The organism is Janthinobacterium sp. JC611, from assembly GCF_018682595.1.
Lineage (GTDB): Bacteria > Pseudomonadota > Gammaproteobacteria > Burkholderiales > Burkholderiaceae_D > Janthinobacterium.
In genome coordinates this window covers 26,049-50,223 of record NZ_JAFLJN010000081.1, presented here as the reverse complement: position 1 = coordinate 50,223, position 24,175 = coordinate 26,049, and the positions used below count along the sequence as shown (strand labels likewise).

General features: G+C 64.8%; 28 protein-coding genes. 14 read left to right on the top strand and 14 right to left on the bottom strand.

The window, feature by feature from the left end:
- Positions 1–34 precede the first annotated feature (34 nt).
- From J0O65_RS25665 to fliR, 11 genes are all read left to right on the top strand, one after another.
- Positions 35–736, top strand: coding sequence for a flagellar assembly protein FliH (locus tag J0O65_RS25665; protein ID WP_215410131.1), 702 nt, complete (start codon positions 35–37; stop codon positions 734–736).
- 89 nt (positions 737–825) lie between these two features.
- Positions 826–2,142 (top strand): flagellar protein export ATPase FliI, encoded by a 1,317-nt coding sequence (gene fliI / locus J0O65_RS25660; protein WP_251374012.1) that lies wholly within the window; start codon positions 826–828, stop codon positions 2,140–2,142.
- Between the two features lie 32 nt (positions 2,143–2,174).
- Complete coding sequence (gene fliJ / locus J0O65_RS25655; RefSeq protein WP_215409966.1) at positions 2,175–2,615, top strand: flagellar export protein FliJ; 441 nt, start codon at positions 2,175–2,177, stop codon at positions 2,613–2,615.
- 19 nt (positions 2,616–2,634) lie between these two features.
- Positions 2,635–3,921, top strand: coding sequence for a flagellar hook-length control protein FliK (locus J0O65_RS25650; RefSeq protein ID WP_251373995.1), 1,287 nt, complete (start codon positions 2,635–2,637; stop codon positions 3,919–3,921).
- 186 nt (positions 3,922–4,107) lie between these two features.
- Positions 4,108–4,620 carry a flagellar basal body-associated protein FliL gene (fliL, locus tag J0O65_RS25645; RefSeq protein WP_101482395.1) on the top strand — a complete coding sequence of 171 codons (513 nt, stop codon included), beginning with the start codon at positions 4,108–4,110 and terminating at the stop codon, positions 4,618–4,620.
- Positions 4,621–4,626: 6 nt separating this feature from the next.
- Positions 4,627–5,613, top strand: a complete 987-nt coding sequence (gene fliM / locus J0O65_RS25640; protein ID WP_034754035.1) for a flagellar motor switch protein FliM — start codon at positions 4,627–4,629, stop codon at positions 5,611–5,613.
- Positions 5,614–5,662: 49 nt separating this feature from the next.
- Positions 5,663–6,097, top strand: a complete 435-nt coding sequence (fliN, locus tag J0O65_RS25635; protein ID WP_034754038.1) for a flagellar motor switch protein FliN — start codon at positions 5,663–5,665, stop codon at positions 6,095–6,097.
- Positions 6,094–6,678 carry a flagellar biosynthetic protein FliO gene (gene fliO / locus J0O65_RS25630; RefSeq protein ID WP_215409965.1) on the top strand — a complete coding sequence of 195 codons (585 nt, stop codon included), beginning with the start codon at positions 6,094–6,096 and terminating at the stop codon, positions 6,676–6,678. Before fliN ends, fliO begins: the two co-directional genes overlap by 4 nt.
- The gene (fliP, locus tag J0O65_RS25625) at positions 6,668–7,444 is read left to right on the top strand and encodes a flagellar type III secretion system pore protein FliP (protein ID WP_215409964.1); all 777 of its coding nucleotides are present in this window, start codon (positions 6,668–6,670) and stop codon (positions 7,442–7,444) included. The genes fliO and fliP overlap by 11 nt, the downstream gene beginning before the upstream one ends.
- Before the next feature lie 10 nt (positions 7,445–7,454).
- Positions 7,455–7,724 carry a flagellar biosynthesis protein FliQ gene (fliQ, locus tag J0O65_RS25620; protein WP_034754044.1) on the top strand — a complete coding sequence of 90 codons (270 nt, stop codon included), beginning with the start codon at positions 7,455–7,457 and terminating at the stop codon, positions 7,722–7,724.
- A gap of 16 nt (positions 7,725–7,740) precedes the next feature.
- The gene (gene fliR, locus J0O65_RS25615; RefSeq protein WP_215409963.1) at positions 7,741–8,586 is read left to right on the top strand and encodes a flagellar biosynthetic protein FliR; all 846 of its coding nucleotides are present in this window, start codon (positions 7,741–7,743) and stop codon (positions 8,584–8,586) included.
- A 1-nt stretch (position 8,587) separates the two neighbouring features.
- On the opposite strand, the gene J0O65_RS25610 is transcribed toward fliR, so the two are convergent.
- The 13 genes from J0O65_RS25610 to flgB all read right to left on the bottom strand — a co-directional run bounded on the left by J0O65_RS25610 (position 8,588) and on the right by flgB (position 21,454).
- A complete protein-coding gene (locus J0O65_RS25610; RefSeq protein WP_215409962.1) occupies positions 8,588–9,847 on the bottom strand; it encodes an MFS transporter in 1,260 nt (419 codons plus the stop codon).
- A gap of 48 nt (positions 9,848–9,895) precedes the next feature.
- Positions 9,896–10,339 carry a MarR family winged helix-turn-helix transcriptional regulator gene (locus J0O65_RS25605; RefSeq protein ID WP_215409961.1) on the bottom strand — a complete coding sequence of 148 codons (444 nt, stop codon included), beginning with the start codon at positions 10,337–10,339 and terminating at the stop codon, positions 9,896–9,898.
- Positions 10,340–10,507: 168 nt separating this feature from the next.
- Positions 10,508–11,749 (bottom strand): flagellar hook-associated protein FlgL, encoded by a 1,242-nt coding sequence (gene flgL / locus J0O65_RS25600; RefSeq protein WP_215409960.1) that lies wholly within the window; start codon positions 11,747–11,749, stop codon positions 10,508–10,510.
- A gap of 49 nt (positions 11,750–11,798) precedes the next feature.
- Positions 11,799–13,766, bottom strand: coding sequence for a flagellar hook-associated protein FlgK (flgK, locus tag J0O65_RS25595; protein WP_215409959.1), 1,968 nt, complete (start codon positions 13,764–13,766; stop codon positions 11,799–11,801).
- An 89-nt stretch (positions 13,767–13,855) separates the two neighbouring features.
- Positions 13,856–14,782, bottom strand: a complete 927-nt coding sequence (gene flgJ, locus J0O65_RS25590) for a flagellar assembly peptidoglycan hydrolase FlgJ (RefSeq protein ID WP_215409958.1) — start codon at positions 14,780–14,782, stop codon at positions 13,856–13,858.
- Positions 14,783–14,792: 10 nt separating this feature from the next.
- On the bottom strand, positions 14,793–15,908 hold the full coding sequence (locus J0O65_RS25585; RefSeq protein WP_251373994.1) for a flagellar basal body P-ring protein FlgI: 1,116 nt from the start codon (positions 15,906–15,908) through the stop codon (positions 14,793–14,795).
- Positions 15,909–15,910: 2 nt separating this feature from the next.
- Positions 15,911–16,561 (bottom strand): flagellar basal body L-ring protein FlgH, encoded by a 651-nt coding sequence (locus J0O65_RS25580; protein WP_215409957.1) that lies wholly within the window; start codon positions 16,559–16,561, stop codon positions 15,911–15,913.
- A 50-nt stretch (positions 16,562–16,611) separates the two neighbouring features.
- The gene (gene flgG / locus J0O65_RS25575; RefSeq protein ID WP_034754070.1) at positions 16,612–17,394 is read right to left on the bottom strand and encodes a flagellar basal-body rod protein FlgG; all 783 of its coding nucleotides are present in this window, start codon (positions 17,392–17,394) and stop codon (positions 16,612–16,614) included.
- Positions 17,395–17,466: 72 nt separating this feature from the next.
- A complete protein-coding gene (locus tag J0O65_RS25570) occupies positions 17,467–18,210 on the bottom strand; it encodes a flagellar basal body rod protein FlgF (protein ID WP_046685936.1) in 744 nt (247 codons plus the stop codon).
- Positions 18,211–18,285: 75 nt separating this feature from the next.
- Positions 18,286–19,833: a flagellar hook protein FlgE gene (locus J0O65_RS25565; protein WP_215409956.1), complete on the bottom strand. Its 1,548-nt coding sequence runs from the start codon at positions 19,831–19,833 to the stop codon at positions 18,286–18,288.
- A gap of 53 nt (positions 19,834–19,886) precedes the next feature.
- Positions 19,887–20,582: a flagellar hook assembly protein FlgD gene (locus J0O65_RS25560; RefSeq protein WP_215409955.1), complete on the bottom strand. Its 696-nt coding sequence runs from the start codon at positions 20,580–20,582 to the stop codon at positions 19,887–19,889.
- Between the two features lie 15 nt (positions 20,583–20,597).
- Entirely contained in the window at positions 20,598–20,999 is a 402-nt protein-coding gene (gene flgC, locus J0O65_RS25555) for a flagellar basal body rod protein FlgC (protein WP_071075845.1), read from the bottom strand.
- A 2-nt stretch (positions 21,000–21,001) separates the two neighbouring features.
- The gene (gene flgB / locus J0O65_RS25550) at positions 21,002–21,454 is read right to left on the bottom strand and encodes a flagellar basal body rod protein FlgB (protein WP_215409954.1); all 453 of its coding nucleotides are present in this window, start codon (positions 21,452–21,454) and stop codon (positions 21,002–21,004) included.
- Positions 21,455–21,645: 191 nt separating this feature from the next.
- On the opposite strand from flgB, the gene flgA reads away from it, so the two are divergent.
- From flgA to J0O65_RS25535, 3 genes are all read left to right on the top strand, one after another.
- Positions 21,646–22,341 carry a flagellar basal body P-ring formation chaperone FlgA gene (gene flgA, locus J0O65_RS25545; protein WP_215409953.1) on the top strand — a complete coding sequence of 232 codons (696 nt, stop codon included), beginning with the start codon at positions 21,646–21,648 and terminating at the stop codon, positions 22,339–22,341.
- Positions 22,342–22,452: 111 nt separating this feature from the next.
- Positions 22,453–22,761 (top strand): flagellar biosynthesis anti-sigma factor FlgM, encoded by a 309-nt coding sequence (gene flgM, locus J0O65_RS25540; protein WP_034787161.1) that lies wholly within the window; start codon positions 22,453–22,455, stop codon positions 22,759–22,761.
- Positions 22,762–22,769: 8 nt separating this feature from the next.
- Complete coding sequence (locus tag J0O65_RS25535) at positions 22,770–23,237, top strand: flagella synthesis protein FlgN (protein ID WP_215409952.1); 468 nt, start codon at positions 22,770–22,772, stop codon at positions 23,235–23,237.
- A gap of 43 nt (positions 23,238–23,280) precedes the next feature.
- Here the strand turns inward: J0O65_RS25535 and J0O65_RS25530 are convergent, their stop codons facing one another.
- Complete coding sequence (locus J0O65_RS25530; RefSeq protein ID WP_215409951.1) at positions 23,281–24,126, bottom strand: hypothetical protein; 846 nt, start codon at positions 24,124–24,126, stop codon at positions 23,281–23,283.
- Positions 24,127–24,175: the final 49 nt, after the last annotated feature.

Here is a 24,175-nt window from a genome sequence, read left to right as displayed (position 1 = left end):
CAAAGAGCAGCAAACGGCCTACCAGCGCTGGGAAATGACCTCGTTTGGCGACGAGCGCCCCAGCGTGGTGGCGGCGCGCAAGCTGCTCGAACCCGATCCCGAACCCGAGCTCGACCCTTTTGCCGAACTGCACGAGGAAGAGCCGGCCCCGCCGCTCGAATACCCGACGCAGGAAGAGCTCGACGCCATCCGAGAGGAAGCGCGCGCCACGGCCTTCGAGGAAGGCCGCGCGGCCGGCTATGCGGAAGGCCACGCGGCCGGGCATGCCGACGGCCATGCCCAGTCGTATGCGGAAGGCAAGGCGGCCTCCGCCGTGGAACTGGCGCATTTGCAAACCATCGCCGTTGACCTCGGCACGGCCGTGCAGCAGGCCGATGAACTGATCGCCAACGACGTGATGGAACTGGCCCTGCAACTGGCCAAGGGCATGCTGAAGACGGCCTTGCCCGTGCGCCCCGAGCTGATGTTGCCGATGGTGCGCGAAGCCATCGAATACTTGCCGGTGCTGCAACAGCCGGCCTTGCTGATGCTCAACCCGGACGATGCGCAAGTGGTGCGCGACGGCATCGGTGACGAGCTCGACAAGGGTGGCTGGAGAGTCATCGAAGACCCGTCCGTGGAACGCGGCGGTTGCAAGATCGATACGGCCAGCAACCAGATCGACGCGCAGACCTCCACCCGCTGGCAGCGCCTGACGCATGCGCTGGGCAAGGACCTGGACTGGCTGGCGCCGTGAGCGAGCCCGTCAAAGGCCCCACGGCCCATGCGGCGCGCTGGCGCGCCTACCTGAACGACTGTTCGGCCGTGGTCGGCTTCGTGGAGCCGATGCAAGTATCGGGCAGGGTCACGCGCGTGGCCGGCCTGGTGATGGAAGCCGTGGGCCTGCGCCTGGCCGTCGGCGCCGCTTGCACCGTGCCGCTGCCGAATGGCGGCCGGGTCGAGGCGGAAGTCGTGGGTTTTGAGGGCGACCGCCTGTTCTTGATGCCGCAAAGCGACGTCGAGGGTATCGTGCCCGGCACGCGCGTGTTCTCCGTCGAACCGGCCATCCCCCGCCCCGGCAGCGTGGCGCACCCGCGCCGCCGCCCCAGCGACCGCGCGCGCCACCTGCCCGTCGGGCCGCAACTGCTGGGCCGCGTGCTCGACGGCGCGGGCCGGCCGCTCGACCAGCTCGGTCCCCTGCACACGACCGACAGCGCCCCCATCAATGTACGCCCCGCCAACCCGCTGGGCCGCGCGCCCATCGTCGATACGCTCGACGTGGGCGTGCGCTCGATCAATGCCATGCTGACCGTGGGCCGGGGCCAGCGCATGGGCCTGTTCGCCGGTTCCGGCGTGGGCAAGAGCGTGCTGCTGGGCATGATGGCCCGCTACACGGAAGCGGACGTGATCGTCGTCGGCCTGATCGGCGAACGGGGACGCGAAGTCAAGGAATTCATCGAGCAGATCCTCGGCGCCGAAGGCCTGGCCCGCTCCGTCGTCGTGGCCGCGCCGGCCGACACGCCGCCCCTGATGCGCCTGCAAGGGGCCGCGTATGCGACGGCGATTGCCGAACACTTCCGCGACCAGGGGCAAAACGTGCTGCTGATCATGGATTCGCTGACCCGCTACGCCATGGCGCAGCGCGAGATCGCCCTGGCCATCGGCGAACCGCCCGCCACCAAGGGCTATCCGCCATCCGTCTTCGCCAAGCTGCCCGTGCTGGTGGAGCGGGCCGGCAATGGCGAGGAAGGCGGCGGCTCGATCACGGCCTTCTATACCGTGCTGACGGAGGGCGACGACCAGCAAGACCCGATCGCCGACTCGGCGCGCGCGATTCTCGACGGGCATATCGTGCTGAACCGGCGCCTGGCCGAGGCGGGACACTACCCGGCCATCGACATCGAGCAATCGATCTCGCGCGCCGCCCACTCGATCACCACGCATGAACACCAGCAGCGGGCGCGCAAGCTGAAACAGCTGTATTCGCGCTACGAGCGCAGCCGCGACCTCATCAGCGTGGGCGCCTACAGCGCGGGCACCGACCCCGTGCTGGACCAGGCCATCGCCCTGCATGAAAAGATCGAAGCGTTTTTGCAACAGCAAATCACGGAGCGGGTCAGCATGGACGAGAGCTTGGGGCAACTTACCGCTCTATTCGACTGATTAGGACTTGCATAGCGGGAATATAATCAGCCATGGCCTCTCCTTCCCAACTTGCAACCCTGATCGACCTGGCCCAGCGCGAAACGGACGACTGCGCCAAGCGCCTGGGCGCGGCCCTGAAAGCGCTCGACGATTGCCGCGAAAAGCTCGACATGCTGTCCGGCTACCGCGACGACTATGCCAAGCGCTTCGAGACCACCATGAGCAGCGGCATCACGCCCATGGCCTACCGCAATTTCCAGGCCTTCATGGTCAAGCTCGACAGCGCCATCCTGGGCCAGCAGCAAGTGGTCGAGCATGCGCAGGCGCGCAGCGACAATGAAAAGATGCGCTGGCAACTGGCCGAACGCAAGCGCATGTCGTACACCACCCTGAACAACCGGGCGCAGGAACAGGCGCTGAAGCTGGAAAACAAGCGCGACCAGAAAGCAATGGATGAGCACGCGGCGCGACAAGCCTATTACAAACGCTAAGCAACACTGAGGCAGCATCATGCAAACCCAGCCAACCCCGATTTCCCAGATAGTCTCGCCGAACGCCACGCCGGGCGGCGCCAACCGCAGCCAGCCATCCACCAGCGGCACGGCGGGCGACTTCCAGCGCACCCTGAACCGCCAGATCGAGCAACGCCAGGCCAGCCGCAATATGGCGCAAGCGCAAGTACAAGCGCCAGCGCCCCGTCCCGCCAGCCCTGCCGCCACACCGGCGCCGGCCCAGGCGCCAGCGAGCGAAACGAAGCCGGCGCAGGCGGGCGCCGAACAGGCGGCCGGCAGCGAACAGCCGCCGGCGCCAGCTGCCGAGGCGGCCGCGCCCGCCACCGTCGACAACGCCACGGCCGAGGCCAGCGTGCCCGCCGTCCCCGCAGAAGCAGTCACGCCGCCAGCCGATCCGGCCGCCGAGATGCTGGCCCTGGTGGGCAGCATCCAGCTGGCCATCCAGCCACCGGCGGCAGCCGCCAAGGCCGTGCCGGAACTGCCGGCGCGCGCCGGCGTCAAGGCCGACGGCAAGAACCCGGCGGCCGGGCCCTTGCTGGCCGCCGGCCAGGGCAGCGGCAAGGCCGCCGCCAGCGTCATCGCACAGGCCGACAATGGCGACTTTGCCGACAGCCTGGGCCAGGCCCAGGGCAAGACGGCCGCCACACCGGGCGCCAGCGTGCCAACCGGCAAGGCCGAACCGGGCAAGCTGGCCATCGACGCGCAACTGGCGGCCACCACCAAGGCCGGCGCCGCCGTGGCCGAACCGGTCATCAAGGAAACGCCAGCCGACCTGAGCCGCCTGGCGGCCCAGTTGCAGCCGGGCGCGCTGCAGCAGGCAGCCGCCGCCGTGGCCGTGCCGGCCGACAAGCTGACGGGCCGGGTCGGCACGCCGGCCTGGGACCAGCAACTGGGACAGAAAGTCGTGTGGATGGCGGCCGGCGGCGACCAGAGCGCCACCCTCACGCTGAACCCGCCCGACTTGGGGCCGGTGCAAGTGGTACTGACGGTCACCAATGACCAGGCCGATGCCGCCTTCATGTCGGCCCAGCCGGAAGTGCGCCAGGCGCTGGAAGCGGCCATGCCACGCCTGCGCGAGATGATGAGCGAAGCGGGCATCGCCTTTGGCAGCGCCACCGTCTCGGCCGGCACGCCGCAACAGCAGGACCAGGGCAACCGGGAAGCCTCCGGCGGACGCCGTGGCAATGGCCAGGGCGGCGGCATAGCGGGTGGCGAGATCGCCATCGCGCCGGCGGCAGGCGGACGCAGCCGGCCCAGCCTGAGTGCAGTGGATACCTTTGCCTGAGGCCAATTCGTCGTCCGCAGGCCACCGGCGCGCCCAACGGCGTAACTTTTCGTCTAAAAACAGCGAGTTGAGGGCGCTTCCGGCCTCTTTTCACCGCATCCTTCTGCGCAGAATTTGCCGATAATGACATAATGGCGTCGTGATCCACTTCCATGCACTCGAGTACCATTGAAAGCAAATCCAAAAATGAAAGCAGATCCGAAAGCAGATGCAGGCCTGGCTCCCGCCGGCGCCTCGAAAAAGAAGCTTCTGATCATCGTGCTGGCCTCGGTGCTGGTGGCTGGCGGTATCGGTGGCGGCGCCGCCTGGTACTTCCTGCATGGCAAGGCCGATAAAGAAGAATCGGCGCCCAGCAAGAAAAAACATGCCGCGTCCAAGGCCGGTCCGCCCGTCTTCGTGCCCATCGATGCCTTCACCGTCAACCTGCAGCCGGAAAATGGCGAGCAATACCTGCAAATCGCGTTTACCTTGCAGGCCAGCAGCCCGGAAGAAATGGACTTGATCAAGGTCAACATGCCGAAAGTGCGCAGCCGCTTGCTGCTGCTGCTGTCCGGCAAGAAGGCGTCCGAACTCAATACCGTGGAAGGCAAGCAGCAACTGGCGGCCGAAATCATCAATCAGGTGAACCAGCCGTTCGAGGACAAAGGGCCGGAGCAGGACGTGACGGACGTATTATTTACCGCATTCATCATTCAATAAGCAGCCATGGCCGATAATTTCCTCTCCCAGGAAGAAGTCGATGCCCTTCTGAAGGGCGTCAACGGAGACCAGGACGACGCGCAGGCGCCGGAAGACGTCACGGGAGTTCGTACCTACAACCTGGCAACCCAGGAGCGCATCGTGCGCGGCCGGATGCCAACGTTGGAAATTATCAACGAGCGTTTCGCCCGGCTGCTGCGCGTGGGCCTGTTCAACTTCCTGCGCCGCAGCGCCGAAGTGTCCGTCGGTTCCGTGCGCGTGTCAAAATACAGCGAATTCATCCGCAATCTGGTGGTGCCGACCAATCTGAACCTGGTCCACATGAAGCCGCTGCGCGGCACGGCCCTGATGGTCTTCGATCCGGGCCTCGTGTTCCTGCTGGTCGACAACCTGTTCGGCGGCGACGGACGTTTCCATACGCGCGTCGAAGGGCGCGACTTTACGCAGACGGAGCAGCGCATCATCCTGCGCATCCTCGACATCGTCTTCGAAGCCTACACCAAGTCGTGGGAGCCGGTCTTCCCCGTCGAGTTCGAATATATCCGTTCAGAAATGAACACGCAGTTCGCCAACATCGCCACGCCGAACGAGGTGGTGGTGGCATCCACGTTTACGGTGGAATTGGGCTCCGTTTCCGGACAAATCCACTTCTGCATGCCATATTCGATGATCGAACCGATCCGCGATTCGCTGACCTCGAGCCTGCAGGGCGAGGCGCTGGAAGTGGACAAGCGCTGGATCCGCCTGATGACGCAGCAGATCCAGATCGCCGAAGTCGAGCTGGTGGCCTCGCTGGGCACGGCGCGCGTGTCGTTCGACGAAATCCTGAACATGAAGGTGGGCGACATCATCCCGTTGAATATCCCCGAACTGATCGCCGCCACCGTCGACGGCGTGCCCGTGATGGATTGCACGTATGGCGTGTTGAACGGACAATATGCGCTGAAGGTTGAAAAGTTGCTGGCTAACGCCGATAACATGAATAACCACTAAATAAATACCCGGGCCGCTGCGGCCCGCATCTGTACAACAGGAGAAACACATGTCTGACAACCAAGACGACCAAAGCGCGGAAGACGATTGGGGCGCGGCCATTGCCGAGCAGGCCAAGGCGGAAGCCGAAGCGCTGCAGAACCAGGCCGCCAATACGGCCAGCGCGGCCAGCGCCGCCGTGTTCAAGGACTTTTCCAAGCAGGCGTCGAAGTCGGAAACGCACAACGATATCGATTTCATCCTCGATATCCCCGTGCAGCTGACGGTCGAGCTGGGCCGCACCAAGATCGCCATCAAGAACCTGCTGCAACTGGCGCAGGGTTCCGTGGTCGAGCTCGACGGCCTGGCCGGCGAACCGATGGACGTGCTGGTCAACGGCTGCCTGATCGCCCAGGGCGAAGTGGTGGTGGTGAATGACAAGTTCGGCATCCGCCTGACCGACATCATCACGCCTTCCGAACGCATCCGAAAATTGAATAAATGAAGCCTGGCCTGTTGATTTCCACCGTGCTGCCGCTCCTGGCGGCATGCAGTATTGCGCACGCCGAACCGGCAACCGCATCGGCGCCGGCGGCCAGCGCCGCCGGCGCTTCCGTCACCGTGGCAAGCGAGACAGCCACCGCCCCAGCGGCGCCGGCCGCCGCATCCGCAACCTCGCCTGCCGCCGCCCTGCCCGCCATGCCGGCCGGCGCACCGATGACGATGGCGCCGACCAGCTCGGCAGGCAGCCTGCTGCAAACCATCTTCGCGCTCGTGTTCGTGCTGGCCCTCCTGATCGGCCTGGCCTGGTTCATGAAGCGCTATGGCCCCAAGGTCATGGGTGGCAACAACAAGATGCGCGTCGTCAGCTCGCTCAACCTGGGCGGACGCGAACGCATCGTCCTCGTCGAAGTGGCCGACCAGTGGATCGTCGTCGGCGCCTCGCCCGGCCGTATCAACGCGCTGGCCACCATGCCGCGCCAGGAAGGCGAGTTGCCGCAGCTGGCCACGGCGCAAAACGGCCCCGCGGCCGCCAATTTTTCCGAGTGGCTGAAACAAACCATCGACAAACGCCATGGGAAATAAGCAGCAGATGGCGTGGTCGACCTTGAAGACTCCCCTGACCTGGCTGCTGGCGGCCGCCGCCCTGGCCTTGCCGCTGTGGGCCTGGGCCGAACCGGGCATCCCGGCCTTCACCAGCACGCCGGCGCCGGGCGGCGGGCAGAATTACTCGTTGCCGGTGCAGACGCTCATCCTGATGACGTCGCTCACCTTCCTGCCGGCGGCCCTCCTGATGATGACTTGCTTTACGCGCATCATCATCGTGCTGTCCCTGCTGCGCCAGGCCATCGGCACGCAATCGGCGCCGCCGAACCAGGTGCTGGTGGGCCTGGCCCTGTTCCTGACCCTGTTCGTCATGGGCCCCGTGTTCGACAAGATCTACACGGATGCCTATCAGCCGTACCAGGAAAACAAGATCACCATGCAGCAGGCGATGGACAAGGGCGTCGATCCCCTGAAAACCTTCATGCTCAAGCAGACGCGCCAGGCCGACCTGGCCCTGTTTGCCAAGATGTCGCGTTCGCCGGCCCTGCAAGGCCCGGAAGACGTGCCGCTGCGCATCCTCGTGCCCGCCTTCGTCACCAGCGAACTGAAGACGGCGTTCCAGATCGGCTTTGCCATCTTCATCCCCTTCCTGATCATCGACATGGTGGTCGCCAGCGTGCTGATGTCGATGGGGATGATGATGATGTCGCCGGCGACGATCTCGCTGCCGTTCAAGCTGATGCTGTTCGTGCTGGTCGATGGCTGGCAGTTGCTGCTGGGCTCCTTGTCTCAGAGTTTTTACTAGGGGAACGACGATGACACCCGAAAGCGTCATGACCCTGGGCCGCCACGCGATGGAAATCACCCTGATGGTGGCCGCGCCCATGCTGCTCGTCGCCCTCATCATCGGCTTGATCGTCAGTATCTTCCAGGCGGCCACGCAGATCAACGAGGCGACCCTGTCCTTCATCCCCAAGCTGGTCGGCATCTTCGTCGCCATCGTCGTGGCGGGCCCGTGGATGCTGTCCGTCATGCTCGACTACATGCGCCAGGTGTTTACCGGCATCCCGAACCTGGTGGGCTAGTGCCGCAGTCCTTGCCATGCTGACCCTGTCCAGCATCGAACTGAACACGTGGATCGCAGCACTGCTGTGGCCGCTTAGCCGCATCCTCGGCCTGATCGCGGCCGCCCCCCTGTTCGGCAACGCGGCCGTGCCCGCCAGCGTGAAAGTGACCCTGGGCGCGCTGCTGGCCATGATCATCGCCCCTACCGTGCCGGCCTTGCCTGCCGTCAACCCGATGTCCCTGCCCGGCCTGCTGATCCTCACGCAGGAAATGCTGGTGGGCCTGGCCATGGGCTTTTCCATCCGCATCGTGTTTTCCGCCATCGAAATGGCCGGCGAACTCAGCAGTCTCACCATGGGCCTGGGCTTCGCCTCGTTCTTCGACCCGCAAACCAAGGGCAGGTCGTCCGCCATCAGCCAGTTCCTCGTCATGCTGGCCACCTTGATGTTTTTGACGGTCAACGGCCACCTGGTCTTGCTGGCGGCGCTGGCGGAAAGCTTTGTCAGCCTGCCGATTTCCTCGAGCCCCATCAGCGGCGGCGGTTTCCAGCAATTGGCGGCCTGGGGCGGGGAAATCTTCCGTTCCGGCCTGCAAATTGCGCTGCCCATCATCGCCGCCTTGCTGCTGACCAACGTGGCGCTGGGCATTCTGACGCGGGCCGCGCCACAGCTGAACATCTTCGGTATCGGCTTCCCCGTCACCCTGGGCGTGGGCTTGCTGGTGATCAGCATGGTCCTGCCCTACCTGGCCACGCCCTTCCAGAACATGTTCCTGCGCGGCATAGAAACGGCGCGCCTGCTGCCGCGCGGCTTTGCCACGCGCGACCGGCCGCCGCCGCCCGCGCCGCCGAACCCCTTGCGCCCGGCCGCGCCGGCACGCTAACTCAGCGCTGGTCGCTGCCGAGCGCCACGCGCCAGCGCCGCGGGTCTGCGTTCAAACGCAACTGGTGATGTCTGACCAGGTAGTGCACGCCGACCAGCGCCGCCGCCAGGCCCGACAGGGCGGCTATGCCCAGCGCCCAGCGCGGGCCGAAGGTGTCGGCCACCCAGCCCACGATGGGCGCGCCCAGCGGCGTGCCGCCGGCCGAGATGGCCAGCACGATGGCCATCACGCGGCCCCGCATGGCGGGCGCCGTCGACAGTTGCACGCTGCTGTTGACGCTGGTGGTAAAGGTTTGCGCGGCGATGCCGATGACCACCAGCATCATGCCGAACAGCCAGTAATTGGGCATCACGGCGGCCAGCGCGCAAGCCAGGCCGAACAGCGCGGCCGCGCCCAGCAGCAAGGCCAGGGTGGGCTGGCCGCGCCCGGCCGCCAGCAGGGCGCCGGCCACGGAGCCGCAAGCCATCACGGAACTGAGCACGCCATACTGGCCGGCGCCCGCATGGAAGGCCGTCACGGACATGGTCGACAGGAAAATCGGGAAGTTCAGGCCGAAGGTGCCGATCAAGAACAGCATCAGCAGGATGGCCATCAGGTCGGGCCGCTGGCGCACGTAGCGGAAACCCTCGCCCAGGCTGGCGCGCGTGGCCTTCAACCGCGGTGCGCGGCGCAGCAATTCCACGCGCAGCAGCAACAGCGAACCGATCACGGCCGCAAACGAGACGGCGTTGATGATGAAGACCCAGCCGCTGCCGACACTGCTGATGAGCAAGCCGGCCACGGCCGGGCCCAGCATGCGCGCCGCATTGAACGAGGTGGAATTGAGCGCCACGGCGTTCGTCAAGTCTTCCTCGCCGACGAGTTCGGCAACAAAAGTCTGGCGCACGGGCGCATCGAAGGCCGTCACGCAGCCCAGCAGGAAAGCAAACACATACACATGCCACAGTTGTACCAGCCCGCTGATGCACAGCAAGCCCAGGCCCAGCGCCAGCACCCCCATGGCCGCTTGCGTGCACAGCAACAGCTTGCGCCGGTCCAGCAAATCGGCCGCCATGCCCGTCAGGGGCAGCAACAGCAGTTGCGGGCCGAATTGCAAGGCCATGACGATGCCGACGGCGCTGGCATTGTGCTGCGTCAATTCGCTCAGCACCAGCCAATCCTGCGCCGTGCGCTGCATCCACGTGCCGATATTCGACACGAGGGCGCCGCCGGCCCAGATACGGTAATTGGGTATGCGTAGCGAACGGAAGGTGTTGTTCATCTGGGCGTGCGGGCTCCTTGCCGGGGTCGTGGTGGAAAAATCAGCGGATCACTCCGCCAAGCGTTTGAGCAGGGCCACCGCATGATTCAGTTCGGTGACTTCGTCCGGCGTGAGCCGAGTTTCAATGGTGCGCGCCAGCCAGTCTTCGCGCGCGGCGCGGCTGGCCGCGATCCAGGCGCGGCAGCTGTCCGTCAGGGTCAGGATGGTTTGCCGTCCGTCCAGCGGATCGGGCGAGCCCGTCACCATCCGCGCCTCGGTCAAGGCTTGCACGGTGGCGGCCATCGACTGCGGACGCATGCCTTCGGCGCGCGCCAGGCTGCTGGCCGTGGCCGGGCCGTCGCGTTCAAGACGGCTCAGCACGGAGGCCTGCGACATGCTGACGTCGCCCAGGTGCGCCTCTTCGCGCAGGCGGCGACGCAACTTGCCGACCAGGATGCGCAATTCGCCGGCCAGTTGCAATACGTGTTCGTGTTCTTCTTGCGGGGTGCTCATGGCGGCCGTGTGGTGGATCAACAGACGCTACTATAACATATGCGCAGGTAGACTGCACAGTTTGCCTGTGCATCTTGTCGGCATGGCCAGATGACGGACGCAAAAAAGCCGGGGCGGGAGATGTCCTCCCTGCCCCGGCTTGCCGGTCATCCTGCCGATGCCGGCCGCTTAGCTGATGTAATTGAACAACGACAGGCCTGACATGGAAGTGAACGACTTTTGCGCCGCCTGCAAGGTGATCTGCTGCTGGCTGAACAGGGAAATCGCCTTCACCATGTCCAGGTCCTGCAAGCCCGACAGGGTGCTCGCATATTGCAGGTCGAGGTCGTCGCCGGCGCTGTCGAGCGTGTCGAGTTCCTTCAGGCGCGAACCGACTTCCGCGCGCACGGACAGCACATTGTCGTAGGCCGTATCGAGGATATCGTGCGCCGCGTTCAGGCTGGCCGTCAGGCGCGCCTGCCCCGCGTCGCCCGAGGCCGGCTGGCCCAGCGCGCCGATCAGGTTGGTGATGGTGGTAAAGATCGATTCCTTGCCGCTGGGCTCCAGGGTGAACTTGTCCAGGTCGGCCGGCTTGCCCGCGATATTGACTTGCTGGCCGTCAAAGTTAATCGCGTCACCCGATTTGTAGGGCACCGGCACGGCGGGATTCGGGATGGTCTGGCCCAGGGTCACGTCCGTCACGGTATAGGTCGTGACGGCAGCGGTGCCCGTGCCCGTCACCTGGAAATCGATCGAGTACTTGTGCCCCGTCAATTTGGTGGGATCGGTCACGGTGCCGCCGGAAATGATGCCGGCGCCGCCGCGCGTGAAGTTGCCCGGGTCGGGGGCCGTGGTGAACTTGCCATTGCCCGTCAAATTGTTCTCGAACACGGTCGCGCCCGAGTCGCTGGTGGCCAGGTAGCGGGCCGAGCCGACCTGCAGCTCGCGCTGACCCTGGTCGCCCACGTAGGTGGCGCCGCCCGGCGTCTGGCTGAACGGCTGCGTCGTCGACTTGTAGCCGCCGAACAGGTAGCCGCCCGCGTTGTCGGACGTGTTGGCGATGCCCAGCAGGTCCGTCAGGCGTCCCTGCAGCTCCGTGGCCAGGCTCTGGCGGTCGATATCCTTCAATGCCGGATTGCCGGCCTTGAGCACCAGGTCCTGCACGTCGGCGATCAGCGAGGTGGTGCTGGCCAGCGCCAGCTCTTCCTGCGACAGGAAATTCTTGGCGTTCGAGCGGTTCGTCACGAATTGCGTATTGATCGATTGCGACTGCGTCACTTCCAGCGCGCGCGCCGAGGCGATCGGGTCGTCGGCCGGCGTCAGGTTGCGGCGGTTGGCCGACAGCTGCATCTGGGTGCGGTTCAACGCGCCCTGCAGATTGTTCAGCTGCGTGCTGCCCGCGTCATAGATCATTTTGGTACTGATGCGCATGATGCTGTCCTTCCTGATGGCGGCGCGCTATGCGCCGCCGCTTGAATAATTAACGTCCAAGGCCGATGACCACGTCGAACAGGGTGCTGGCGATCTGCATGACCTTGCCGCAAGCCTGGTAGGCTTGCTGGTAGCGCAGCAGGTTGGCCGCCTCTTCATCGAGGTTGACGCCGGAAACGGCCTGCTGTTGCGTGCTGGTCTGTTGCAACAAGGCAAGACTGGCCAGGCCGCTCACTTGCACTTCGCGCGTCTTGTTGCCGACATAGCTGACGGTTTCCGCGTACGAGCCCTGGAACGTGGCCTTGCCGCCGTCGAGAATGTTTTTCGTCTGCAAGCCCGCCAGCAAGACCGCATTGCGGTTGTCGCCCACGCCGCCCGAGTTCGGCGCGATGGTGAATTTGTCGCCCTGCGCCGGCGCGCCCGTCATGTTGACGTTGATGCCGCCAAAGCTGAAGCTGTCGCCTTCCGTGTACGGGATGTTCGCCGTGCCGGCCGGATACGTGGTGGTGGCGCCGTTCAAGCCTTTCACGGTCACGGCCTGGCCCGCGGGAAAACCCGACAGCGAGGTGGTCGCCTTGTCGTACGTCAAGGTGACGGTGCCCGTCAAGGCGTTGCCCGGCGCTAAATAGGCCTTGTCCACGCTGCCTGCGCCGAGCTTGCCGCTGCCCGTGTTGCTGACGGGCGCGCCCGTGGCGATCGGCGCGCCGGCGGCCAGCTTGTTGCGGTCGGTAATCGCCACGGCCAGGTCGGACGCGCCGTGGGCCGTCGGCCTGACCATGAAGTTGTCGCCTTCGGCAGCCGTGCCCGTGATCGAGAAATCCACGCCGTCGATGGTTTGCGGCACCGTTTGCGGATATGGATTGATGGTGGTTTTCGCGCCGTCGCTCTGGCGCGTCACCACATAATTCGCGCCGTCGTACTTGACGGCATAGTCGCTGGCCGTCAGCTTGGTCGGATCGCTGACCTTGGCCGACAGCACCGTCGTGCTGGTCGCGTTGTTGCGGTAGTCGGCGCCGATGACGGGATCGGGCAACTTGAAGAAGTCGGTCCCCATGTCGCCATTCAAGTCCTGGCCCAGCTTGTGCTGCTCATTGAAGGTGGAGGCCAGTGCGATGGCGACCTTGCCCAGCGAATTCTGGATGCGGTCCAGGCTGCCGCTGCGGAATTCCAGCAAGCCGCCCAGCGCGCCGCCGCTGAGGGAGCTTTCCGACAGCTTGGTGACGCTCGTGCCCGTCACATAACCGACGTCCAGGCGGTTCGGGTCCGTCGGCGACGGCGTGGTCGCCAGTTCAAAGTTCTTGTCGCCCACCACCAGCGGCTGGCCCGAGCCGATCGAGACGGTAATCGAGTTGCCGGCGCCAGGCTGGACCGTTGCCTTGACGTATTTGTTCAGCTCCGTGATCAACTGGTCGCGCTGGTCCAGCAAATCGTTGGGCTGATTGCTTTCATTCACGGTCAGGTTGGTGATCGCGGTATTGAGTTCCGCGATCTGCTTGGCGTAGGAATTGATCACCTTCACGTTCGACGTGATCTGCGAATTGACGCCGTCGCCGATTTCCGTCAGGCGCGCGCTGAGGCCCTGGAAGCGCGCCGTCAGCGAGTTGGCGCTCGACAGCAATGCCTGGCGCGACGACACGGACGAGGGATTCGAGCTGAAATCCTGCACGCCCTTGAAGAAATCGGCCATCGCCGGCGACAGCCCGGCCGTCGGGTCGGCCAGCATATTGTCGATCTGGCTGATCTGCGTGTAATACGCGTCGAGCGAACTGGTGGTCGCCTGTGCGCCATTCACCTGGGCCGCCATGAAGCCGTCGTACTGGCGCTTGATTTGCGAGACCTCGGTACCATTGCCAACGAAGCCATAGCCGGCATTGTTGAACTGCGCCGTCTGCTGCAGCACCACCTGGCGGTTGTAACCGTCCACGTTGGCGTTGGTGATGTTATGCCCGGTCGTCGACAGGCCCACCTGCGCTGCAAGCAAACCGCTCTTACCGATGCTGAGTAGATTCGAAGTCATGGTGTCTTATTGGTTACCGTCAAATGTATTTACGGCAGCCGCGGCGAAAACTTGAAGCGGCGCGGCTTGCACAAGGATGGGGGCGCGGCTTAACCGACCAGCGAATGCTTGATAATTTTTGTCAATTTGGCAGCGTAATTCGGGTCCGTCGCGTAGCCGGCTTTCTGCAAGCCCTGGGCGAAACTGCTGGCGTCGCCCGCGCTGGCCAGCACTTTTTCGTAGCGCTTGTTGTTGGTAATTAACTGCGCATAATCCTTGAAGCTGTCCGCATAGCTGTCGTAGGCGCGGAATTTTTCCACCTTGCGCTGCGCCTTGCCATTCACATACTCCGTCGTGACGGCTTCCGTGACCTTGCCCTTCCAGTCAGCCGACGCCTTGATGCCGAACAGGTTGTGGCTGCTGCTGCCGTCGCGGCTGATGATTTCGCGCTTGCCCCAGCCCGTTTCCAGCGCCGCCTGGCCCAGCATGAACTTGGCCGGGATGCCGGTGGCGCGGCTGGCTTCTTCCGCATGCACGCCCAGCTTTTCCTGGAAGGCGCGCACGTGCGGCGCCTGCGTGGCGTTGGCCTTGTCGCTCAGCGTCTTGCCGGCGCCGCTGGCGCCGCCCGCCCCCTCGGCGAGAGCGCCCTGCTGCTGGCGGAACGCGGCCAGCGCCTGCGCCATGCTCGAGGAACGGGGCGACGGCGCTTCGGCGCCATCGGCGGCCAGCGCCTGGTTCGACGACGACAGCTGCCGGATCAGCACGTCAGCCAGGCCCGTGCCCCGCTTGGCCAGGTTCTGGCTCGTCTGCTGGTCCAGCATCGAGGTGTACATCTTGCTTTGCTGGCTATCCATGATGCCGTCCTGCGGCGTCGCTTCGCGCATGCTTTTCATCATCATGTTGATGAACATGGCTTCGAATTGCGTGGCCGCCTCTTTCAGGGCGGCGGGGTCCTTCGCCTTGGCGGACTGGCGCAAGCCATCCATGCCTTTCACGTCATAGGCGGCGGTATTGCTGAGGTCGGTTTGGCTGATCATGGCGTACCCATCAAATGATTTCGAGTTCGGCGCGCAGCGAACCGGCCGCCTTCATCGCCTGCAGGATGGCCAGCAAGTCTTGCGGCGAGGCGCCGATGGCGTTGAGGGCCTTGACCACGTCGGACAGCGAGGCGCCGCCCTTGACCAGCATGACCTTGCCCGGTTCCTTCTTGATATCGATCTGCGCCGTCTGCGTGACCACCGTGCGCCCGCCCGACAGGGGCGCCGGCTGGCTCACCTGCGGCTCGACATTGATGGTGACGGACAGGTTGCCATGCGAAATGGCGCACGTTTCCAGAGTCACGGACTGGTTCATCACGACCGAACCGGTGCGCGCATTCATGATGACCTTGGCCGCCAGGCGGGCCGGATTGACTTCGATGCTTTCCAGCTGGCCCAGGAAGGACACGCGCTGGTCGCTGCCGCTGGGCGACTGCACCTGGATCACGCGGCCATCGAGCGCGGCGGCCGTGCCGGCGCCGTAGCGGCTGTTGATGGCGTCGACCACGCGGCTGGCGGTGGCGAAATCGGTGGCGTTCAATTCCAGGCGGATGGTGTTGTTGGCGCCCAGCGCCGAAGGCACGCTGCGCTCGACCGTCGCGCCGCCCGAGATGCGGCCCACGCTCAGGTGATTGATGACGACGGAACTGCCGGCCGCCTGCGCGCCCACGCCGCCGACCAGCACGTTGCCCTGCGCCATGCCATACACCTGGCCATCGGCGCCCTTCAAGGGGGTCATCAGCAAGGTGCCTCCGCGCAAGCTTTTCGCATTGCCCATCGACGAGACCGTCACATCGAGCAACTGGCCCGGCTGGGCAAACGCGGGCAAGGCCGTCGTCACCATCACGGCAGCCACGTTTTTCAGCTGCAAACTGGTGCCTTGCGGCAAATTGATGCCCTGCTGCTGCAGCATCGCCGCCACGCTCTGGATGGTGAACGGGGTTTGCGTGGTCTGGTCGCCGCTGCCGTCGAGGCCGACGACGAGGCCATAACCCATCAGCTGATTCTGGCGCACGCCGGCGATGCTGGCCAGGTCCTTGATGCGCTCGGCCTGCGCCACGGGCGCCAGCAGGGAGCAAGCCAGGCCGCAGATGGCGAGAAAACGGGGGAAGGTCAACGTGGCCATGATCAGAATGGCAGCAGGCTGAGGAAGAAGCGCGACGCCATCGAGGCCATTTCGGCGCGGTCGATCTGGCTGTTGGTGCGGTATTCGACGCGCGCCTCGGCCACCTGGGTCGATGGCACGACGTTGCCCGTGCCGATGGTGTCCGGATTGACCATGCCCGAGAAGCGGATGAATTCCGTGCCCTTGTTCATGGCGATCTGCTTTTCGCCGGCGACGATGAGATTACCGTTTGGCAATACCTCGATCACCGTCACGCCGATCGTGCCGGAAAACGTGTTGCTGGCGGACTGGTTGTCGCCATCGGCAAATTTCGTCGCGCCATTCGCCGAGACGGTGCCACCCAGGCGGCCCTGGGCGAAGCCCGGCGTGGAAAAGCCCACGCTGCCCGACTTGTTGCCGGAACTGGCGCCCGCCTTGACGGCATTCGTGCGCTCGGTGATGGCGATCGTCATGGTGTCGCCCACGTGGCGCGCGCGGCGGTCTTCGAAGGCGGGACGGTAGGTCGATGGCTGGTAGATGGAACCGTTGTTGACGACCACCGGCTCCGGCATCGGCGCGCGCGTGCTGGTCGGATATTGCACGATGGACGTAGGCGTGATGGCGCAGCCGGACAACAGAACTGCGGACAACAGGGCGATGATGGGGTATTGCATGGCGAACCTCCGCTGCCATCCGGCGGCGGATGGCATGACGACGATGAAAATTAAAGTTGCGACAGTTTCTGCAGCATCTGGTCGGATGTGGTGATGGCTTTGCTGTTGATCTCGTAGGCGCGCTGCGTCTGGATCATGTTGACCATTTCCTCGGCCACGTTGACGTTCGACGTCTCGATGTAGCCCTGCATCAGCACGCCGGCGCCGTTCGTGCCCGGGGTGTTGGTTTGCGCCACGCCGGAGGCGCCCGTTTCCATGTACAGGTTTTCGCCCTTCGATTCCAGGCCGGCCGGATTGACGAAAGTGGTCAGTTGCAGGGAGCCGATCTGCGATGGCGCCACCGTGTCGGGCAGGGTGACGGAGACGGTGCCGTCGCGCGCCACGGTCAGGCTCAGCGCATTCGTCGGCACGGTGATGGCGGGCTGGATGACGAAGCCTTCCGAGGTGACGAGCTGGCCGTTGGCATCCGTCTGGAACGAGCCGTCGCGCGTATAGGCGGTGGCGCCGTCCGGCATCAGCACCTGGAAAAAGCCCGTGCCGTTGACCATCACATCGCGCGAATTGCCGGAAGCCTGGGGATTGCCCTGCGTATGGATGCGTTCGGTGGCCACGGTGCGCACGCCGGTGCCGATCTGCAAGCCCGATGGCAGCTGGGTCTGCTGCGACGATTGCGCGCCCGGCTGGCGCACATTTTGATACAGCAAGTCCTCGAACACGGCGCGCGACTTCTTGAAGCCCGTGGTGCTGACGTTGGCCAGGTTATTGGCGATCACGTCCATCTGCGTCTGCTGCGCTTCCAGGCCGGTCTTGGCAATCCAAAGGGAACGAATCATGATTTTTCTCCAATAACAGTGCTAACCAGCCCTGTAGACTATTTCTATGTGACCATTATGCGGTGGCTCCCATCAATTCAAAGCAAGGATCTGGGTGGCTTTCGCCGCGTTATTCTCGGCATTCTTCAACAAGCTCATTTGCGTTTCGAACTGGCGCGCCAGGGCGATCATGCTGACCATCGAGTCGACGGGGCTGACATTGCTGCCTTCCAGCGCGCCCGTGGTCAGCTTGACGGCCTGGTCGGCCTGCGCCACCGTGCCGTCCTTCAGGCGGAACAGGCCGTCGTCGCCGCGCACCAGTTGCTGCTCGGGCGGGTTGACCAGCTTGATGCGCCCCAGCACCGTCGATGGGCCAGGCGGCACGTCGGTGGAAATCGTGCCCACCGTGCCGTCGCTGGCGATGGCCACCGTCACGCCGGGCGGAATCGCCATCGGCCCCGTATCGCCCTGCACCATCAGGCCCGACTGCGTCTGCAGCATGCCGTTTTCATTCAGCTTCAGGGCGCCGTTGCGCGTGTAGGCTTCGGAACCGTCGGCCGACTGCACCGCGATCCAGCCCGCGTTTTCCACGGCCACGTCGAGCGCGCGGCCCGTGTGCTGCATGGGACCTTGCGTGAAATCGGAACCGACCGTCGAATCGACGACGAAGGCGCGCGTCGGCATCATGCCGTCGGCCACCACGGGCACGGCGCGGAACGAGTCGAGCTGGGCACGGAAACCCGTGCTGGTGGCGTTCGCCAGGTTGTTCGCCGTGGTCGCCTGCTTGTCCAGGATGTGCTTGGCGCCCGAGCCGGCGGTGTAGATGAGACGGTCCATGTTTTATTTCTCCTGTTGCTTTCAACCCAAGGCAGAAAGCTGGGGTCAGACCCGGCGGGTCTGACCCCGGTACTATTAACGCAGGTTGACTAAGGTTTGCAGGACGGAATCCTGCGTCTTGATGGTCTGCGCATTCGCCTGGTAGGCGCGCTGGGCCGTGATCATGTTGACCAGTTCCGCCGTCAGGTCGACGTTCGACACTTCCACGGCCGAGGCGCGCAAGTTGCCCAGGGTGCCAGTCTTCGGCTCGCCCGTGATGGGCTTGCCCGAAGCCGAGCTTTCCACCCAGGCGTTGTTGCCCAGCGGCTCCAGGCCGTTCGGGTTGGTAAAGTTGCTCAACACCACCTGCCCCAGGGCGCGCGTCTTGCCATTGTTGTACTGGCCCTGGATGACGCCGTCGTCGCCCACGATGAATTGGCTCAACTGGCCCGCCTTGTAGCCGTCCGCTTCCGTTTTCTTTTCCGCCGTGGCGGTGCCCAGCTGGGTCGATTTGCTGAAATCGACCTGCACCGACAGGGTCGGATTGGCGCCCGTGGCCGGGAAGATCGGCAGGTTGACGGTGACGGGCAAGGTTTGCGGCGGCGTCAGGGCCAGCATGGCGGCCCGGTCCAGGCTGCCGACCGTGTTGAAGACCAGCGAACCGGTCTTGACGGCTGGCACCGTCGTCACGGCGCGGATGGCGGCGTCGATCTGGTCGGGCGTACGGCTCGAGTTGATGCCATTCGGCACGGCGCTGCCGTAGGTGGCGGCGATGGCGGCCAGCTGCGCCGGCGTGGCGCCCGCGGCGGCGGCGGCTGCCGAGACGGCGGCGCCGACCGCATTGCCATAGGCGACGGCGGCGGCCGTCACGTTGGCAGGCACCAGCGGCACGGCCGTGGCGGCGGCCTGGTAGGCGGCGCGCGCGGCCAGCGAGGCGGGGTCCGTCTGCAGAGCGGCCGCGACCTTCATGCTGGTCACTTCCGTGCCGTCAACGGCCGAGTAGACGTCCCAGGTATTGGTGCCCGTCTTGACATAGAAATTCGACATGATGTGGGAATTGCCCAGCGAATCGAAGACTTCAACGGGAAACTGCTTGCTGTACGTGGTGTCGTCGCCGATCTTGAACGGCACCGTGGTCGGCATGGCCGTGTTCGAATTGAGGTTGACTTGCGTGTCGACCTTGGTCGTTGCCTGGGGTTTCATGTCCGACTGGTCGATCTGCAGGGGCACGACGGCGCCGGCGACGATCTTGCCGTTGGCGTCGGCCGCATAGCCGGTCAACTGCGCCAGCTGGGCGTTGACGATGAAGCCGCTCTTGTCGACCTGGAACTGGCCGTTGCGCGAGTACTGGATGGCGCCGTTGACGCTGGTACGGAAGAAACCGCCGCCATTGATGGCGATGTCGAGCGGATTCGACGACGTTTCCAGGTTGCCCTGGTTAAATTGCTGGGCGATTTGCGAGACCGACACGCCGATCCCCGCCTGGTTGCCGCCCACGCCATACAGCGAGTTGGCATAGATGTCAGCGAACTGGGCCTGCGACTGCTTGAAACCCACGGTCGACGAGTTGGCGATGTTGTTGCCGATGACGTCCAGCGATTTGGCGGCGCCATTCAAGCCGCTCAAGCCTTGTTGGAAAGACATTGTGTTCTCCTGGTAGAAATTAGGGGTAGAGGGTCACGCTCAGGGTAAGCGGCTTACAGAATCTGTTTCACGTCGGCCATGGTGATGCTGCCCACGCCCGGCACATTCAATTTCACGCCATTCGCGCCCGTCGACACGCTGGCGACCGAACCGAACATCAGCGCCGTCGCATCCTTGAGCTTGGTGCCGCCGCGCGTCGCTTCCACCGTGAAGGTATACGCGCCGTCGGCCAGCACGACCGGCTTGCCGTCCTTGTCGAGGTCGCCAGTGGAACCGTTCCAGCCCAGCGGCAAGGTGCCCGCTTCCTGCGCGCCCAGGTCGATCGAATGAACTTCCTTGCCATCCTTGTAGATGATGACCTTGACCTTGTCGGCGGCCGTGGCCAGGTCCACGCCCAGCAAGGCGGCGCTCTTGCTCAGGTTGATATCTTTGCCCGCCGTCAACACGCCGTGGCCGATGATGTTGGCCGCCTGCATCGATTCGGCTTGCTGGTAGCTGGTCTTGAGGGTTTCCAGGGTCGTGTTGAGCTTGTTGACGCCCGTCACCGTCGACAGTTGCGCCAGCTGGCTCGTCAGTTGCGCATTGTCCAGCGGATTCATCGGGTCCTGGTTCTTCAGCTGGGTGACCAGCAGGGTGAGGAATTTGTTCGTTTCCGCCTCGACGCTGCCTGCGGCGGCCGTCGTCTTCTTCGGATTCATCGTCGCCATCAGGTCGGTGGTGACGGAGGTGCTCGTATCGATGGTTGCCATAATGATCAGTCAGCCTTACTGGCCGAGGGTAAGGGTTTTCAGGAGCAGCGACTTGGCCGCGTTCATGGTTTCCACGTTGGTCTGGTACGAGCGCGAGGCCGACAGCATGTTGACCATCTCGTCGACCGTATTCACGTTGGGCATGGTGACGTAGCCCTTCTCGTCGGCCAGCGGGTTCTTCGGGTCGTAGACCAGCTTCATCGGCGACGGGTCTTCGATCACCTTCTGCACCTTGACGGCCGTGGCGCCGTTGGCCATGGGCACGGCCTCGAACACCACCTGCTTGGCGCGGTAGGCTTCGCCCGTGGCGCTGGTGGCGCTGTCGGCATTGGCCAGGTTGCTGGCCACCGTGTTCAGGCGCTGCGCCTGGGCGCTCATGGCCGAACCGGAGACATTGAAGATATTAAATAGCGACATGATTATTGTCCTCCCTGGATGGCCGTCAGCATGCCCTTGATCTGCGAATTGAGGAACGTCACGGCCGCCTCGTAGCGGATGGCGTTGTCGGCAAAGGCGTTGCGCTCGAGGTCCATATCCACCGTATTGCCATCGACGGCGCCCTGGGCCGGCGCGCGGTACAGCAGCGGCGTGCCGTCGGCCAGGGTCTCGACCTTGCCGCCCGTGCCGCTGCCTGCGGACGCGGCCACGCCCTTGCCCGGCATGTGCTGCGGCGCCGTGCCCTTCAGCGCGGGCGGCACACCGTCCTTGCGCGCCATCGCCCCCTTCAGGGCGGCGGCGAAATCGACGTCGCGCGCCTTGTAGTTGGGCGTGTCGGCATTGGCGATATTCGAGGCGAGCAATTCCTGGCGCGTCGAGCGCAGGCTCAGCGCCGTCTCGTTGAAGCGCATGTAATCGTCGAGTTTCCCTATCATGTCAGGCTCCGGAAAGATCTGCCACTGGCGCCCGAGATGGCGGAAGGATGGCGGATTAGTGATGACAGGAAACATAGTAAGGTGAGCACCGGCACGGCCATCGCCGGATCAGACCATACTTTTACCCCTTAATCGGCGCTTCGAACGGGGCGGCGCGCACTATCATGGCACTATTCCAGAGGCCTATCAACATGAAAACACCGCTCGCTTTCTTCCTTGCTCTTGCCGCGCTGCCACTGCTTGCCCAGGCGCAAAACGCAGGCCGGCAAACGCCGGAAGCGCTGCGCAACAGCGTGGAACAGTTCCTGCAGGTGCAAAGCAACGGCTTGCCGGGCAAGGTGACGGTCACCGTCGGCGCCGTCGACCCGCGCCTGAACCTGGCCGCCTGCCCCGCGCCGCAAGCGTTCATGGCGCCGGGCGCGCGCGCCTGGGGCAAGACCACCGTGGGCGTGCGCTGCACGGCGCCCTCCAACTGGACCATTTATGTGCAAGCGAACGTGGCCGTCGTCGGCGACTACGTGGCCAGCGCCGTGCCGCTGGCGCAAGGGCAAGCCATCGACGCCAGCCAGCTGCTGACGATGCAGGGCGACCTGGCCGCATTGCCGGCAGGCATCGCCACCGACGTGGCCCAGGTGGTGGGCGCCAGCACGACTATTTCCTTGCCGCCCGGTACGCCGATGCGTCTCGACACCCTGCGCCGCAAGCCGGTGGTGATGCAGGGCCAGCTGGTGCGCGTCGTTTCCAGTGGCAACGGTTTCCAGGTGGCATCAGAAGGACGCGCCATCGGCAGCGCCGGCGATGGCCAGACGGTGCAGGTGCGCACGCAGAGCGGCCAGCAGATCAGCGGCGTGGCGCGCGCAGGCGGCCTGGTGGAGGTGGCGTTTTAAACACGGATGGACAGCGATATTCTGGTCTGGCGCACTAAAGTTTCGGCAAAAGCTGCCGATATAGACACATATTCCGGAGTTTCTTGACTTCGACCAGACGAGGATCACGCTGTGAAAATTACCGACAACACCATTAAAAGCAATCCCGGCCTGCCGGTGGCGCCCGCGAGTACCTCCGGCGCCCGGAATGCCGAGAAAGCCCAGGCAACGCCGACGACGTCGGACAATGTACGCCTGTCGCCGCAAGGACAGGCATTGGCGGCCAGTGCAACTGCCGGCAGCGGCGCCGTGTTCGACACGAAAAAAGTCGAACGCATCAAGCTGGCGATCGCCGACGGCCAGTTCCAGGTCAACTCAGAAAAAGTGGCGGACGGTCTCCTCGACACGGTCAAGGACTTGCTGCACTCACGAAATAGATAGGTTTCCTCATGCAATCAGTGACTCCGTTTTCCAGCCTGCGCGACGAGCAACAGCTCATGACCACATTGCTGGCATTGATGAAAGAAGAACAGCGGCATCTGGTTGCGGCTGACATCGATGCGATCGCGGAGCTCACGGCGCGCAAGACGGCGCTCGTCGGGCAACTGAGCCAGCTGGCGGCGCAACGCCACCAGGCGCTGGCGGCGGCGGGCTACACGGCCGCCGAAGCGGGCATGGAAGACTGGCTGGTCGGCGCCAATGATGCCGAAGCGGCCTCCCTGTGGAAAGCCCTGCTGGCCACGACGCGCGAAGCGAAGGAACAGAACCGCCTGAACAGCCTGCTCGTCAACAAACACATGCTGCACACGCAAGGCGCCTTGAACGCCATGCGCCCCCCGGCCCAGAGCGGCAATTTCTACGGCCCCAGCGGCCAGGCGACGACGAACACGGCCAGCCGGCGCGTCGTCATCGGCTGATTTCCCCTAGTTAAGCACAATTAACAGCAATACTCCGGCAGGCTCAGCCATGCGCGGGACGCCCCGCATGCTGGCGGTACTTCGCCGCGATGGCTTGCGCCCTGGCGCTGGCGGCCGCCTGCTGCTCCGGCGTCAGTTCATCCTGCAGCCAGTGCCAGTATTCATCCTGGTACGGATTCGTCACGCCAGGCGCCAGGATGTCGTCGTAGACCTGGCGCAAGGCCAGCAGGTAGCCATACGCTTGCGGCGCATCCTTGCGCACCACGTCGCCATCGCGCAGATACGCCATCATCAGGGTCGCCACGCTGGAGAGTTCCGCCTCGTCCGCCTGCGCCGTCAGCTGGGCTATGGCTTGCCGCTTCCATGCCTGCACTAGCGGATCGTCGGGACGGTTGCGCAGCGCGCTGCGGTCGCCGAACGGCCCTTCCGACAGGAACAGCGTGGCGGCACCGGGCACGCCCGCCTTCGCGGCGGCGGCCAGGTAGCCGAGGCGATCCTCGCGCTGGCGCTGCGTCAGGCCCGCGCACAGCTGCTGCCGGGCGGCCTTTTCTTCCGCCGTCATCTCGCGCCCCAGCTCGAACTCCAGCCCGGGCAAGCGGCTTTCGCGCTGGAAGACGATGCAGTCGTCGAGCAGGTTGTAGGCCGCATACGCGTCTTCCGGCTTGCCGCTGGCGCCCAGGCGTTCGAGCCGCTGCGCGAGCGTCACGGGAACGGGCGCGGCGGCGGCGACGGGGCTGGCATCGATCGCCAGATACGACGCCAGGCTGCGTCCCGCCGGCGCGCCGGCGGCGACGGCTGGCGCGGCGCCGTCGGGCGCCGGCCAGTACGCGCACGCCAGCCCCGCCAAGATGGCGGCGGCGATGGCGATGCTGGTGAATGTGACGTTCATGGCGAGGATGCGCGTGGACGGGAAGCGCACGTTACCACAGGCGCGCGGC

Excerpts from the sequence above, each read along its gene's own strand:
- flgB (WP_215409954.1), bottom strand. The coding sequence starts at position 21,454 with ATGATAGGGAAACTCGACGATTACATGCGCTTCAACGAGACGGCGCTG.
- fliN (WP_034754038.1), top strand. The coding sequence starts at position 5,663 with ATGTCTGACAACCAAGACGACCAAAGCGCGGAAGACGATTGGGGCGCG.
- fliR (WP_215409963.1), top strand. The coding sequence starts at position 7,741 with ATGCTGACCCTGTCCAGCATCGAACTGAACACGTGGATCGCAGCACTG.
- fliM (WP_034754035.1), top strand. The coding sequence starts at position 4,627 with ATGGCCGATAATTTCCTCTCCCAGGAAGAAGTCGATGCCCTTCTGAAG.
- J0O65_RS25570 (WP_046685936.1), bottom strand. The coding sequence starts at position 18,210 with ATGGACCGTCTCATCTACACCGCCGGCTCGGGCGCCAAGCACATCCTG.
- J0O65_RS25580 (WP_215409957.1), bottom strand. The coding sequence starts at position 16,561 with ATGCAATACCCCATCATCGCCCTGTTGTCCGCAGTTCTGTTGTCCGGC.
- J0O65_RS25605 (WP_215409961.1), bottom strand. The coding sequence starts at position 10,339 with ATGAGCACCCCGCAAGAAGAACACGAACACGTATTGCAACTGGCCGGC.
- fliJ (WP_215409966.1), top strand. The coding sequence starts at position 2,175 with ATGGCCTCTCCTTCCCAACTTGCAACCCTGATCGACCTGGCCCAGCGC.
- J0O65_RS25610 (WP_215409962.1), bottom strand. The coding sequence starts at position 9,847 with ATGAACAACACCTTCCGTTCGCTACGCATACCCAATTACCGTATCTGG.
- fliL (WP_101482395.1), top strand. The coding sequence starts at position 4,108 with ATGAAAGCAGATCCGAAAGCAGATGCAGGCCTGGCTCCCGCCGGCGCC.
- fliP (WP_215409964.1), top strand. The coding sequence starts at position 6,668 with ATGGGAAATAAGCAGCAGATGGCGTGGTCGACCTTGAAGACTCCCCTG.
- flgL (WP_215409960.1), bottom strand. The coding sequence starts at position 11,749 with ATGCGCATCAGTACCAAAATGATCTATGACGCGGGCAGCACGCAGCTG.
- fliQ (WP_034754044.1), top strand. The coding sequence starts at position 7,455 with ATGACACCCGAAAGCGTCATGACCCTGGGCCGCCACGCGATGGAAATC.
- fliI (WP_251374012.1), top strand. The coding sequence starts at position 826 with ATGCAAGTATCGGGCAGGGTCACGCGCGTGGCCGGCCTGGTGATGGAA.
- flgK (WP_215409959.1), bottom strand. The coding sequence starts at position 13,766 with ATGACTTCGAATCTACTCAGCATCGGTAAGAGCGGTTTGCTTGCAGCG.
- flgG (WP_034754070.1), bottom strand. The coding sequence starts at position 17,394 with ATGATTCGTTCCCTTTGGATTGCCAAGACCGGCCTGGAAGCGCAGCAG.
- flgC (WP_071075845.1), bottom strand. The coding sequence starts at position 20,999 with ATGTCGCTATTTAATATCTTCAATGTCTCCGGTTCGGCCATGAGCGCC.
- J0O65_RS25560 (WP_215409955.1), bottom strand. The coding sequence starts at position 20,582 with ATGGCAACCATCGATACGAGCACCTCCGTCACCACCGACCTGATGGCG.
- J0O65_RS25650 (WP_251373995.1), top strand. The coding sequence starts at position 2,635 with ATGCAAACCCAGCCAACCCCGATTTCCCAGATAGTCTCGCCGAACGCC.
- J0O65_RS25665 (WP_215410131.1), top strand. The coding sequence starts at position 35 with ATGACCTCGTTTGGCGACGAGCGCCCCAGCGTGGTGGCGGCGCGCAAG.
- J0O65_RS25535 (WP_215409952.1), top strand. The coding sequence starts at position 22,770 with ATGCAATCAGTGACTCCGTTTTCCAGCCTGCGCGACGAGCAACAGCTC.
- J0O65_RS25585 (WP_251373994.1), bottom strand. The coding sequence starts at position 15,908 with ATGGCCACGTTGACCTTCCCCCGTTTTCTCGCCATCTGCGGCCTGGCT.
- J0O65_RS25565 (WP_215409956.1), bottom strand. The coding sequence starts at position 19,833 with ATGTCTTTCCAACAAGGCTTGAGCGGCTTGAATGGCGCCGCCAAATCG.
- fliO (WP_215409965.1), top strand. The coding sequence starts at position 6,094 with ATGAAGCCTGGCCTGTTGATTTCCACCGTGCTGCCGCTCCTGGCGGCA.
- J0O65_RS25530 (WP_215409951.1), bottom strand. The coding sequence starts at position 24,126 with ATGAACGTCACATTCACCAGCATCGCCATCGCCGCCGCCATCTTGGCG.
- flgA (WP_215409953.1), top strand. The coding sequence starts at position 21,646 with ATGAAAACACCGCTCGCTTTCTTCCTTGCTCTTGCCGCGCTGCCACTG.
- flgJ (WP_215409958.1), bottom strand. The coding sequence starts at position 14,782 with ATGATCAGCCAAACCGACCTCAGCAATACCGCCGCCTATGACGTGAAA.